14 protein-coding genes are annotated in these 12,706 nt (G+C 63.9%); all 14 read left to right on the top strand.

What is annotated here, in order from left to right; genetic code table 11:
* Positions 1–8 precede the first annotated feature (8 nt).
* The 14 genes from spoVE (at position 9) to ftsZ (ending at position 12,629) form a co-directional block, all read left to right on the top strand.
* Positions 9–1,121: a stage V sporulation protein E gene (spoVE, locus tag AACI_RS06325; RefSeq protein ID WP_041707383.1), complete on the top strand. Its 1,113-nt coding sequence runs from the start codon at positions 9–11 to the stop codon at positions 1,119–1,121.
* Complete coding sequence (gene murG / locus AACI_RS06330) at positions 1,118–2,224, top strand: undecaprenyldiphospho-muramoylpentapeptide beta-N-acetylglucosaminyltransferase (protein WP_012810645.1); 1,107 nt, start codon at positions 1,118–1,120, stop codon at positions 2,222–2,224. Before spoVE ends, murG begins: the two co-directional genes overlap by 4 nt.
* 85 nt (positions 2,225–2,309) lie before the next feature.
* Positions 2,310–3,260: a UDP-N-acetylmuramate dehydrogenase gene (gene murB / locus AACI_RS06335; RefSeq protein ID WP_012810646.1), complete on the top strand. Its 951-nt coding sequence runs from the start codon at positions 2,310–2,312 to the stop codon at positions 3,258–3,260.
* Complete coding sequence (locus AACI_RS06340) at positions 3,241–3,555, top strand: UDP-N-acetylglucosamine 1-carboxyvinyltransferase (RefSeq protein ID WP_041707386.1); 315 nt, start codon at positions 3,241–3,243, stop codon at positions 3,553–3,555. The genes murB and AACI_RS06340 overlap by 20 nt, the downstream gene beginning before the upstream one ends.
* Before the next feature lie 110 nt (positions 3,556–3,665).
* On the top strand, positions 3,666–4,658 hold the full coding sequence (locus AACI_RS06345; protein ID WP_012810647.1) for a YpdA family putative bacillithiol disulfide reductase: 993 nt from the start codon (positions 3,666–3,668) through the stop codon (positions 4,656–4,658).
* A 59-nt stretch (positions 4,659–4,717) separates the two neighbouring features.
* Positions 4,718–4,876: a hypothetical protein gene (locus tag AACI_RS16555; protein ID WP_012810648.1), complete on the top strand. Its 159-nt coding sequence runs from the start codon at positions 4,718–4,720 to the stop codon at positions 4,874–4,876.
* A complete protein-coding gene (locus AACI_RS06350; RefSeq protein WP_012810649.1) occupies positions 4,873–6,330 on the top strand; it encodes a recombinase family protein in 1,458 nt (485 codons plus the stop codon). Before AACI_RS16555 ends, AACI_RS06350 begins: the two co-directional genes overlap by 4 nt.
* Before the next feature lie 24 nt (positions 6,331–6,354).
* Entirely contained in the window at positions 6,355–7,344 is a 990-nt protein-coding gene (gene murA / locus AACI_RS06355) for a UDP-N-acetylglucosamine 1-carboxyvinyltransferase (RefSeq protein ID WP_081442624.1), read from the top strand.
* A gap of 35 nt (positions 7,345–7,379) precedes the next feature.
* Entirely contained in the window at positions 7,380–8,210 is an 831-nt protein-coding gene (locus AACI_RS06360) for a cell division protein FtsQ/DivIB (RefSeq protein ID WP_041707388.1), read from the top strand.
* Between the two features lie 14 nt (positions 8,211–8,224).
* Positions 8,225–8,929, top strand: a complete 705-nt coding sequence (locus AACI_RS06365; RefSeq protein ID WP_012810651.1) for a DUF881 domain-containing protein — start codon at positions 8,225–8,227, stop codon at positions 8,927–8,929.
* A 5-nt stretch (positions 8,930–8,934) separates the two neighbouring features.
* Positions 8,935–9,675, top strand: coding sequence for a DUF881 domain-containing protein (locus AACI_RS06370; RefSeq protein ID WP_012810652.1), 741 nt, complete (start codon positions 8,935–8,937; stop codon positions 9,673–9,675).
* On the top strand, positions 9,675–10,052 hold the full coding sequence (locus AACI_RS06375; RefSeq protein ID WP_008339613.1) for a small basic family protein: 378 nt from the start codon (positions 9,675–9,677) through the stop codon (positions 10,050–10,052). Before AACI_RS06370 ends, AACI_RS06375 begins: the two co-directional genes overlap by 1 nt.
* 114 nt (positions 10,053–10,166) lie before the next feature.
* Positions 10,167–11,402, top strand: coding sequence for a cell division protein FtsA (ftsA, locus tag AACI_RS06380; RefSeq protein WP_012810653.1), 1,236 nt, complete (start codon positions 10,167–10,169; stop codon positions 11,400–11,402).
* An 87-nt stretch (positions 11,403–11,489) separates the two neighbouring features.
* Positions 11,490–12,629, top strand: coding sequence for a cell division protein FtsZ (gene ftsZ / locus AACI_RS06385; protein WP_012810654.1), 1,140 nt, complete (start codon positions 11,490–11,492; stop codon positions 12,627–12,629).
* Positions 12,630–12,706 lie beyond the last annotated feature (77 nt).

Genomic DNA, 12,706 nt, shown 5'->3' on the forward strand with positions numbered 1-12,706 from the left:
TACGGTCTATGTCGGCGTCTCCGAAACAGGCGCCGGGGTCGCCTGACTTCACGCTGATCGGCGTCATCTTGCTTCTGCTCGCGTTTGGCGTGACGATGGTGCACAGCGCTTCGTCGGTCATCTCAGCGACGCGATTTCAGGATGCCTTCTATTTCTCCAAGCGGCAGCTCATCTGGGCCCTGATGGGCGTCGGCCTGATGATCTGGCTCTCGCGCATCGACTACCACGTGTGGCGCAAGCATGCGCCCAAGATTGCGCTGGCGAGCTATGCGCTCTTGGTCCTCGTCCTGGTGGTGGGCGTCAACCGCGGCGGATCGAAAGCGTGGCTCGGCATCGGTTCACTCGGGATTCAGCCGTCCGAGTTCGCGAAGCTCGGTCTCGTCATGTTTCTCGCGCACCTGCTCGCCGAATCGAAGGACCGGATGCACTCGTTCTGGCGCGGATTCGTCCCGCCGATGGGACTCGCCCTGGTTGCGGTGGGGCTCATTATGCTGGAGCCCGATCTCGGCCAAAGTGTCGTGATCATGGGGACGACGCTCATCATGCTGTTTGTCGCGGGCACGCGCTGGTCGCATTTGGCATCCCTCTTCGGCGCGGGCGTCGTCGGATTCGCAGGACTCGTCGCCATCGCGCCCTATCGCATGGATCGCATTTACGCCTTTTTGGATCCGTGGAAGTACCCGCTGGGGAAGGGATACCAGATCATCCAGTCACTCTATGCCCTTGGATCTGGCGGCATCCTGGGGCTCGGCCTCGGACATAGCCGGCAAAAGTTTCTCTACCTGCCCGAACCTCAGACCGACTTCATCTTTTCCATCGTCGGCGAAGAGCTCGGGTTGCTCGGGACCGTCTCGGTCCTCCTGCTATTTGCGGTGCTCATTTGGCGTGGCATCCGCACGGCGCTGTACGCGCCGGACGATTTTGGAACGCTCCTTGCCACGGGCATCACCGGGATGATCGCGGTGCAGGTCCTGATCAACATCGGCGTGGTGACCGGGTCCATTCCGGCGACGGGCATCACGTTGCCGTTTATCAGCTATGGCGGATCGTCGTTGACGCTGTTGCTGAGCGGCGTTGGCATTCTGCTCAACATTTCGAAGCAGGCGGGGATGGTAGAATGAAGGTGTTGTTGACGGGTGGGGGCACGGGCGGCCACATCTTCCCCGCCCTTTCGCTTTGGCGCCACTTGAAGGCCCGCGTGACGGACGCGGAGTTTCTGTACGTAGGCACGGAGCGAGGGCTGGAAAGCCGCCTCGTGCCGGAGGCCGGTCTCGCCTTTGTCTCCGTTCCCGCGGCGGGACTTCGGCGAGAACTGTCTCTGGACGCCGTTCGCACGCTTGCCACCACGTACCGGGGATATCGGGAAGCGCTCCGCATCCTGCGCGACTTTCGACCGGATGTCGCGGTCGGCACGGGGGGCTTCGTGTCGCTTCCTGTGATGTATGCCGCGACCCAACTCGGCGTGGCCTCGGTGATCTGGGAGGGCAACGCGCGGCCCGGGCTCACCAATCAGCTGCTGATGCGGCGCGTGGACGCGGTGGCCGTGTGCTTCCCGGAGAGCGAAGCGCTCTTCCCGCGCGCCAAGCGCGTGGTGTTCACGGGCAATCCGCGCGCGAGCGAGGTGGTGGAGGTCTCCGCGGCGGACAAGCGGAGGGCGCTCGATCAGTATCGAATTCTGCGCGGTCAGCGCGTCATTCTCATCGTGTTTGGCAGCCGCGGCTCGGAGACCGCCAATCGGGTGGTGGCAGAGATGCTTCCGCGTTTCGCAGATCGTCCCGAGTGGCGTGTGCTGTTCGTGACGGGCGAGCGCCATTTTGAGACCATTCGAACGCAGGTGGGGCCACTGCCTCGGAATGTCACGCTCCATCCCTTCATTTCGGACATGCCCGCGCTTTTGTCTCACGTCGATCTCATGGTGAGCCGGGCCGGATCGAGCACACTCGCGGAGATCTGCGCGCTCGGCGTCGCGTCCATCCTGGTTCCGAGCCCGTACGTGACGGCGAATCACCAGGAGGAAAACGCGATGCAGCTTGCCCGCGCGGGCGCCGCCCGAGTGGTCCGAGAAGCGGATCTCACGCCGGAAGTCCTTTGGAACGAGATCTGCGGCATGCTTCAGGGCGATCTCGCCGAAGTTCGGGAGCGGGCGCGGAGCTTTGGCCGGCCGGACGCCGTCAGGCGGCTGGGCGATCTCGTCCTCGAAGTGGCGGGAAAGCGTCGCACCTAGGCACTCACCCTTCGCCCAGCGCGGCATATGATGCGGTTGCGGCGGTGAGGTAGGTGACCCAGTGAAAGCTCATGGAGGACCTGACATGCATGACGATCCGTTTGTGAAAATCCTGATGGAGCAAGGGGTGAAGGTGATCCGGGGCGAACCGATGAAGCGGCACACGACGTGGCGGATTGGCGGACCTGCCGATTACTTTGTCGAGCCGGACTCGGTGGACGCCCTGCGCGCGAGCGTTTGCGCCGCGCGAGACCATGGCCTACCTATCACCGTCATCGGCCGCGGTTCCAACACCCTCGTGTTGGACGGCGGCATTCGCGGCCTCGTGATCAAGCTGCACGACGCCTTCGCTTCGTGCGAGGTGAGGGAGGACGAGTGCGCTGTCTACGCGATGGCAGGCCGTTCGTACGTCGCGCTGGCGAATTTGGCCATCCGCCACGGTCTCTCAGGTCTCGAATTTGCGACGGGCATTCCCGGTTCGGTCGGCGGCGCCGTCATGATGAACGCAGGCGCGTACGGCCGCGAGACGTGCGAGGTGCTCGCGTGGGCCGAGGTGATGGACGAGACCGGAGCCATCGCGCGGCTCTCGAACGAAGACCTGCGCTTTGGCTACCGCTACAGCGTGCTCAAGGATCGCTTCGGGATCGTGACATGGGCCAAATTTCAGCTCAAGCCAGGCGATCGCGACGAGATGCGGCGCGTGGTTCGCGAGTGGTCCCAACGCCGCATTGCCACCCAGCCGCTCAGCTTTCCGAACTGCGGATCCGTGTTTCGGAATCCCGAGGGCACCCACGCGGCCAGACTCATCGAGGAAGCGGGGCTCAAGGGACTGCGCCGCGGCCAGGCGATGATCAGCGACAAGCACGCGAACTTCATCATCAACCTGGGGAACGCTTCGGCGAGCGATGTGCTGTGGCTGATTCGGCACGCGCAGTCGGTGGTTCGAGAGCGGTTTGGCATCGCCCTTGAAACCGAGGTCCGCGTGCTTGGCGAACCCTTGTTGGGAGGTGCGGACGATGGAATTGCTGCGGATTGAGGGCGGCGTACCGCTGGCCGGCGAAGTGCGGGTGGCGGGCGCGAAGAACGCGGCCCTTCCGATCCTCGCCGCCACCGTCATGGTGGCGGGGCGTTCAGTGGTGAAAAACGTCCCGGATCTCGAGGATGTCCGCGTCATGTTGGAAATCCTGAAGAGTCTTGGCGCAAAGGTGTCCATGTCGGCCGGAACGGTGACGGTCGACGCCTCCACGCTCTCCTCGACGCAGGTTCCCTCACACCTCATGCAGAAGATGAGGTCCCCCATGAGACGCGAATTGCTCATCGCGACCGCCTGACGAACGCGGCTTGGCGTCACGCCGACGCACGCCGAGCGGGCCATGGCTCCGTGGTATAATGACGGAGTCCAGAGATTCACAGATGGAGATTTCCGCTAGGAGCGAGGGCCATGTTCGAAGCGTGTATCATTGGCGCCGGGCCGTGCGGCTTAGCTGTGTCCGTCGAGCTGAAGCGGCGCGGCATTCCCCACGTCGTGATCGAAAAATCCTGCATCGTGTCGACCATCTACCGCTTCCCTACGCAAATGGTGTTCAACTCCACGCCTGAACGCCTCGAGATTGGCGATATCCCGTTTTACACGGAACGAGCCAAACCCACGCGGATGGAGGCGCTGACGTACTACCGGACCGTCGTTCGGCGGCTTGAGTTGCCGGTTCGCCAGTACGAAGAGGTGACAGCCGTCGAGTGGGATGACCGCAACGGGGGATTTCGCGTTCACTCGCGCACCCTCTCCGGGCGGACGCTTGAGACGGAAGCGAGGGCCGTGGTCGTGGCCACGGGTTACTTCGATCATCCCAACATGCTCGGCGTGCCCGGCGAGAACCTGCCCCATGTCACCCACTACTATCGCGACGCCCACCCCTATTACGGGCAGCGCGTGGTCATCATCGGCGGCACCAATTCCGCGGCTGAGGCCGCCATCGATCTCCACCGCGTCGGCGCGAGCGTCACGCTCGTCCACCGGGGCCCGGCCATGTCCGACAAGATCAAGCCGTGGGTGAAGCCCGACATCCAGAGCCTCCTTGACAAACGGGCCATCGACTTCCACTTTCGCTCGCGTGTCACGGAGATCTGCGCGGATCACGTGCGCGTCGAGACACCCGAGGGTCCGCTTGACATTCCGTGCGATCACGTCCTGGCGCTCACGGGCTATCACCCGGACACTTCGTTTCTCGAAAAGCTTGGCGTCCAAATCGATCTGGAGACGGGGACTCCGGCGCACGACGAGACGACATATGAGACCAACGTGCCAGGCATCTACGTGGCGGGCGTGGTGGTGTCCGGATTTGACGCCAACCGCATCTTCATCGAAAACGGCCGCCTGCAAGCCCCCCGCATTGCCGACGCCATCGCATCCAGGATGGCCGCTCGCGTCGGCTAAACTCGTCCGGCAAGATGGTCAAACCCTCCCGCATATCGGTCTGTCGGGAGGGGATCGAGATGCGAATTCGCGCCGTCTACGTCTGGGACGCAAAGCGTGAGGCACTGGTGCCTGAGCGCGAGATGGAAGCGCAGGTGGCGCATCGCGTGATGGCCGTCGCCCGTCCCCTTTTGGAGCGCATGCTCGCGCACCGCGGCAGGCGGGTGAACGAGCCGTGACCGAGCGGCACCTGGCGCTCTACGTGCGGGTTTCGACGGAGGAGCAGGCCGCGTCGGGCCACAGCCTGAGGGAACAAGAGGAGCAGCTCGTCGAATATGCCCGGTCGCACGGATTTCCTCGGTACGAACTGTATTGCGACGACGGGTACTCGGGGAAGTCGCTCAACCGTCCGGCGATGGAGCGCCTGCGCGCCGACATCCGGGCGGGATGCGTGCTCGGCGTGGTGACGACGCGCATCGATCGGCTGACGCGGAGCGTCGCGGACTTCGCGCGCCTTGTCGACGAGATGAACTTGCATGGCGTTTTTTATCGCTCCACGAGGCAGAATTTCGAGATCTCGACGGCGATGGGGCGATTGGTGGCGCAGATGTTGTCCGTGATCGCCGAGTTTGAACGCGAGATGATCGCGGAGCGCGTGCACGAAAACCTCCTCGCGATGGCGCAGCGCGGCGAGCTTGCCACGAAGCCGCCGTTCGGTTATCGGCTGGTCAACGGTCGCTTGACGCCGGATCCGCGTGAGGCCCGATGGGTGCGTGAGGGGGCGCGCCTTCTGTTAACCGGCGCGAGCCCGAGGGACGTCGCCATGGAATTCAACGCCCTCGGCGTGCGGACGAAGACGGGGCGGCTTTGGACGGATCGCACCGTCCGCACGCTCTTTTCCAACCCGGCGTTGGCCGGTGTCTCCGTTTGGAACCGGCGCAAGACGCAGGGCAGTCGGCGAACCGAGCGCGAACCCACCGAGTGGGTGTGCGTCGAGGGAGCGCACGAGGCCATTTTGAGCCGCGAGGAATTCGAAGCCCTGCGAGGCATGCTCGAGCGACGCCGCGCGCTGTCGCCGCGATCGCAGGGCTCGAAACGCCCGCTCGCCGGCATTGCGCGATGCGGCTTCTGCGGAAGCGCGATGTACGCGGGCTGGCAGGTATCAAAGCGGGGCCATGAGCGCCAAAAACGGCCCATCTATCGCTGTGGGCGATACGTCACCGGTGGGGGCTGCACGCCCAATCAGGTGGACGCCAGCGCGCTGGAGATGCTGGTGGTGGAAGAGCTTCTTCGCCGCGTTCGGCCGGAGCTCGAACCGGTGGTGTCGGCCTATCGGGCGCATGCGGCGTCGAACGAGTTGCGCACGGTGCAGCGGAAGCGCCGCGTCGCCCTGGCGCGATTGAGCCGGCTCGCGGAAGCCTACGCGTCGGGCGTGGTGTCCGAGGAGGCGTTTTCCCGCGAGCAGGTTCGTCTTCTGCGCGTGCTTGAGGCGTGTCGGGAGGCGGAGGCGCAAGCGGCCGCCCTGTCGACCACCGACGGGTGGGACGCATGGGTGAGAGAGCTGTGCGCTCGATTGGCTGGCGATCCGCATCTGGAGCGCGCCTTGTTCCTGACCGTCGTGCGGGAAGTGCGGGTGTTTCGCCCCAAGCGGTCTCGCGAGGTGGATGTCGACCTCGTCCTGCGCCTCGAGTGACGTCTGGAACGTCTATCGCGGATCATGGGGTCTTCCATCTTCCTGATGGGGCCTCTCATGGCGCGATGCGGCGAAGTGACCGTTTCCAAGCCGGGCGGGTGCGTCATCGGCCAGCGGCCCATCGATTTTCACCTTCGGGGTCTCAGGGCGCTTGGAGCGCGGATTGAGGAATCGCATGGGCTCATCCGTTGTCAAGCCAAGCGCCTCGTCGGCACCCACATCGTGCTCGACTTTCCGTCGGTCGGCGCGACCGAGAACTTGCTGATGGCGGCGGTGTTGGCGGACGGGATCACGGTCATTGAAAACGCGGCGCGAGAGCCGGAAGTCGAGGATCTGGCGAACTTCCTGATCGCCGCAGGCGCGGAGATCCATGGGGCCGGATCGGCGCGCATCGAGGTGCGCGGGCGCTCGGAGCTCAGAGAGGCGTCGTACGCGGTCATCCCGGACCGCATCGTCGCGGGCACCGTGATGGCCATGGTCGCCGCGGCCGGGGGAGAGGTTCGGCTTGTGGGCGCCCGCGCGGATCACCTGGGTGTCGTGCTCCAGAAGCTGCGGGACGCGGGTGTTCGCGCGGAGGTGGACCATGATATAATCACAGTTATCTGTGAGGAGACCCCGTCTTCCATTGACATTCGCACTGCGCCTTACCCAGGGTTTCCGACGGATCTTCAGGCGCCTTTCATGGCGTTTTTAACCATAGCCAAGGGCACGAGCATCGTGCAGGAAAGTGTATTTGAAGCCCGCTTCAAGCACGTCGACGAATTGGTGCGAATGGGCGCCAACGTCTCGGTCGACCTGCGCACAGCCATCGTGCGAGGTGTGCCGCGCTTGTCCGGCGCGCGCGTGGCGGCGGCGGACCTTCGAGGGGGCGCGGCGCTCGTCGTGGCGGGGCTCGCGGCCCATGGCCTCACCGAGGTCGAGGGTCTCCAGCACATCGACCGCGGCTATGAAGACATGGCTGCTCTGCTTCGAGCGCTCGGGGCGCGCGTGTCGCGCGTACGGAGCGGCGAGTGAACAGGGGGCGCACAGGCGGCGAAAGGCGTGAAAGCATGCCACGACAGGAAACGGCAGAAGAGCGCGAGCGTCGGAAGGCGAGAAATCGGCGGATTGTCGTGAGCTTCTTCGCGTTCATCGGGCTTGTGGCGGTGCTGGAGTCGCCGCTCGCCCGCGTGCGCCACATTGAGGTGAGCGGCAACACGACAATTCCGATGGCGCAGATCGTCGCGTGTAGCGGCGTCGTGTACGGCGAGAGCCTGTGGGAAGTGAACCGGAAGCGGGCCGCTTCGGAGATCGTCGCGAAGTTGCCCATGGTCGATCGCGCCGCCATCTCCGTCTCGTGGCCATCTGGAACCGTGTCGATCCACGTCCACGAGCGGGACGTGGTCGCTGTGTACGCAGATCCAAACGGGTTCTACGAGCTCATGTCAAACGGCTACGTGTATCAAAAGATCCCCTCGGCGGCGGGGCTCCCGTATCCCATCGTGACAGGCCAAGACTCGGAGCTCTCCGTGCACCAGATGGCCTCGGCCGCAGTCTCTTCGGTCTGTCGCCAACTCGCTTCGGTTCCCGCGAGCGAGTTGACCGGGGTGTCCGAAATTCACGTGAACGGAGATGGCACGGTCACCATCTATCTCGACAACGACTTCGAAGTGCTGGCGGACGTGGCGAATCTGCGAGGTTCGGTGGCCGCCATCCAGCCGACCATCCGCTATTTTGAGGGGAAGGGCTACCGTCCGGGCGTGATCGACCTGACCGGATCGCCGCCCTATCGATACACCCCGTTTTCGTCGCTGCCCAGTTCGAACGCAAAGACCTCGTCGGCTTCTGGCCGAGGCGGGCCTGTCGAGGGGACAAGCTCGAAAACCGCCTCGCATCCCTGAAAAGGAGGGAGCCTGTGAACGCGCACGGACGCGTCATCGCATCGCTCACGGTGGTCGCGGTGGCATTGGGCTACATGCTGACGGTGAGTTACCGGCAAAATCATGCGGCGGCCGCCCTGGGCGTCCTCGTCAGCGGGAATTCGGCGGTGAACCGTCAGCTGGCGGAGCGGCTCAGCGAACTGAAGCAGTCGAACCAAGAGGCTCAACAACAGCTTGCCTCGTTGACGCAGGAGATCGCGCAGTATGAGCAGATCTCGGCCGGATCGACCGACTCCGTTCAAGCGCTCCAGCAGCGGATGACGGGCGAACGCATCCTGGCGGGGCTCACGCCGGTTCACGGGCCGGGCATCCAGGTCACGCTGAACGACGGCAGCGCGGGCGGGAGCGACGTGGAGCAGATCCTCGCGCACGACTGGACGCTTCGCAACCTGGTCAACGAGCTGTTCACCGCCGGGGCGGAGGCTGTGGCCATCAACGATTATCGGGTCCTCGCCACATCCTCCATCGAATGCCAGGGTCCCGTGGTCTCCGTCAATGGCCATCGCCTCGGCGCCCCGTTCACGGTGGTGGCGATTGGCGACCCGGCGGTGCTTTCCTCCGCGCTCGAAATCCAGGGCGGCATTCTCGATGCGATGCGGCAGGAGGGGCTGCAGGTCTCGACGCCTGAGGTCGAGAACGATATCCACATTCCGGCCTACACCAATTCACTGCAGGGGTGACGCGGATGCCGGCTCGCTCCAACCGAAGCCTGGTCTGGGTGGCGACTGCCACCGTGGCGGCGCTGGGCTTCATGGTGACGGTTGATCTGACGGCGGAGGCGCCCGTCGGATCGGGAAACACGAGTTACATCGACCTGCGCACGCAGGTCTCCGAACAGGCGCAGGAACACATCCTCCTCGAACAGCAGATTTCGAAGCTCGAGGCCCAGCTCGCGGAGTACAGGGCCGCGAGCGGCAGCCAGAAGGAGCTCAGGCAGGTGCTGGCGCGGGATGAGCGCCAGCTGGCGGCCGAGGCCGGCCTCACGCCCGTCACCGGCCCCGGGATCACCATCACCATTCAGCCGGATGCCAAGCTGGGCGCGAGCCCTGCTCAGATGGCGCTGTTTCCTCAACAAGCGGATCAGTGGTTGGACGAGGTCGTCAATGTCCTGTTCGGCAACGGGGCCACGGCCATCGCCATCAATGGCCAACGCTTGGTCGGCACCTCGTCCATCCGGCTCGTCGAGGTGAACGGAATCGGCAGCGTGCACGTGAACGGCAGGCCCATCGAAGAGCCGTACGTGATGCAGGCGGTGGGCAACGTGCAGCAGATGGAAACGGGGCTGGCGGTGAACGTCTTGCAAGGCTATTTTGAGGCGATGGGCGAGGATTTCATCGTTCGCGCCTACCCCTCTTCCGACGGCGTGACCGTGCCCGCCTACGCAGGACCGTTGCCTGGGCAATACGCGAAGGAGGGAAACGGCTGATGTACTGGCTGCCCGTTTTAGGCTTGGCCGTTGGCATCGGGCTCGGCTTGGTGACCAACGTCGTCATCCCTGTCGCGTTTACGAGCTACCTGTCGATCGCCATCCTTGCCGCGCTGGACACCGTCGTGGGCGGCATTCGGGCCAGTCTCGACAAGACGTTCGACAGCGCCGTGTTTCTCTCCGGCTTTTTCACCAACACGTTGGTCGCCGCCCTGTTGGCCTACATCGGGAACCAGCTCGGCGTGGATTTGTATTTGGCGGCGGTTGTGGCCTTTGGCGTCCGCCTGTTTCAAAACATCGCCGTGATCCGTCGGCACGTGTTCACGCTCATCCGGCAGCGGCGAGTGGCTCGGCGCATGGCGTCCACCAAGGATTGAGTGAAACGTTGCTGGAAATCAAAGATTTTTCGCCCGCGCTAGAGGATTGTCGAAATGCGTGTGGAAGTAGATAGAGAATCGCAGTCTCGGGCGCTCTAGGGAGGTGCCACTCGGTTGGCCAAGGAGGACTACATCGTCAGTCTCGACATCGGCACTTCGAAGGTGCGAGTCATCATCGGAGAGTCGACCGGAAACAACTTGAACATCATTGGAGTGGGCTCCGCCTCGAGTCAAGGACTGCGCCACGGTGCGATTGTCGATATTGACAAAACGGTTGATTCAATCCGCGAAGCGGTCGATCACGCCGAGCGCATGGTGGGCATTCGCATCCCATCCGCGTACGTGGGCATTTCGGGGGAGCACATTCAACTGCACAGCTCTCACGGGGTGGTCGCGGTGTCTTCGGCGGACCGCGAGATCACGGATGAAGATATTGAACGCGTTTTGCAGCAAGCGCGAGTCGTGGCGCTGCCTCCGGAACGCGAGGTCATTGACGTGGTTGCCAAGGAGTTTGTCGTCGACGGCCTGCGCGGGATCATGGATCCGCGCGGGATGCTCGGCGTGCGGCTGGAGGTGGATGCGTACCTCATCACCGGAAGCCGCACCGCCATTCACAACATTGTCCGATGTGTGGAGCGCGCGGGACTGGAAGTGGCGAATCTCGTGCTCGCGCCCATGGCCGCGAGCCAAATCGCGCTCACCCAGGACGAACGCAAGTTGGGCGTCGCCTTGGTGGACGTGGGCGCGGGCGTGACGTCGGTCAGCGTGTTCGCCAACGGCGTTCTGATGGGGACGAGCATCATCCCCATTGGCGGCGACTACGTGACGCAGGACATCGCCATCGGGTTGCGCACCAACACGGTCGCGGCTGAACAAGTGAAACTCCGTCACGCCTGCGCGATGGTGGAGCAGGCGTCCGAGCACGAGACCTTTCGGGTACCCCGAATGGGGAGCAACAAGGAGGCCGAGTTCACGCAGTACGATCTCGCCACCATCATCGAGCCTCGCATGCAGGAGATATTCGGCTTAGTGCGAAAAGAAGTAGAAAAGATGGGCTATGCCGACGAGCTGCCCGCGGGTTACGTGTTTCACGGCGGCGTCATGTCGACGCCTTCCGCGGCCGAGTTGGCGGGAGAAGAACTGCAGGCGCCTGTGCGCATCGCCGTTCCAGAGTTCCTCGGGGTGCGCGATCCGTCATTCGTCAACGGGGTCGGCATGATTGTGTATGCCGCGCGCACGGGGCTTCGACCAAGCTCGGCGGATTACAACGCTGGCGCTCGTCAGGTTCGTTCGTCCAATCACGTCGGCGTATTTGCACGAATCAAAGATTGGCTGCGCGATTTCGTGTGATGTCGGCCGGTGTGTGCGCGCACGTGCGCGCTGACACCATACTGTCGCAGGGGAAGTGCGGAGCCAAATAGATTAGGAGGACCCACAGTGCTGGAATTCGATTTTGAAACTGATTCCCTTGCCAATATTAAGGTGATCGGCGTCGGCGGCGGCGGGTGCAATGCGGTGAACCGGATGATCGAATCGGGCGTCAAGGGCGTGGAGTTTATTGTCGTGAACACGGATGCCCAGGCGCTCAAGCTGTCGAAGGCCGAGACGAAGCTTCAGATTGGCGAAAAGTTGACCCGCGGCTTGGGCGCGGGCGCGAATCCCGAGATTGGCAAGAAGGCGGCGGAAGAGAGCCGTGAAATGCTGGCCAACGCGCTCAAAGGCGCCGACATGGTGTTTGTCACGGCTGGGATGGGCGGCGGCACGGGGACGGGCGCCGCGCCGGTCATCGCCGAGATCGCGAAGGAACTCGGCGCGCTCACGGTGGGCGTCGTCACGAAGCCGTTCCGCTTTGAGCAGCGCCGCCGCATGATTCAGGCCGAGCAAGGCGTCAACGAGCTGAAGCAGAAGGTCGACACGCTGATCGTGATCCCGAACGACCGGCTTCTCGAGATCGTGGACCGCAACACGCCTGTCCTGGAGGCGTTCCGAGAGGCGGACAACGTCCTGCGGCAGGGCGTGTCGGGCATTTCGGATCTCATCGCGACGCCCGCCCTCATCAACGTGGACTTCGCGGACGTCAAGGCTATCATGACGGAGCGCGGCTCCGCCCTCATGGGCATCGGCATCGCCTCTGGCGAAAACCGGGCCGCGGAGGCCGCGAAGAAGGCCATCTCGTCTCCGCTCCTGGAAACGTCCATCGACGGCGCTCGCGGCATCCTCATGCACGTCGCGGGCGGGACGAATCTCAGCCTCTGGGAGGTCAACGAGGCCGCGGATATCGTCTCGATGACCGCGGATCCGGATGTCAACATGATCTTCGGTGCGGCCATCGATCCGAATCTGGAAGACGAGATTGTCGTCACCGTGATTGCGACGGGATTCGATGGTTCCAATCAACAGCAGCAGGCGCGGCAGAATCACCTGCACCACGAGCCGCACGACAACGTGGTGCGAGGGACCGTGCAGCGCCATCCGTCGGCGCAGGACCCGGTCATCAATGTGCCGAACACGGGGAATCCGTGGGAGATTCCGGCGTTCATGCGCCGCCAGAACAGCAGGTTTGGGCGCGACCGCTGAACCTGCAGAACCGAGCCCATCGAAGAAGTGGGGCGCTGTCGCCATGGCCAGGGGCCTGCCAACTGAAGGCAGGCCCC

Source organism: Alicyclobacillus acidocaldarius subsp. acidocaldarius DSM 446, assembly GCF_000024285.1.
Lineage (GTDB): Bacteria > Bacillota > Bacilli > Alicyclobacillales > Alicyclobacillaceae > Alicyclobacillus > Alicyclobacillus acidocaldarius.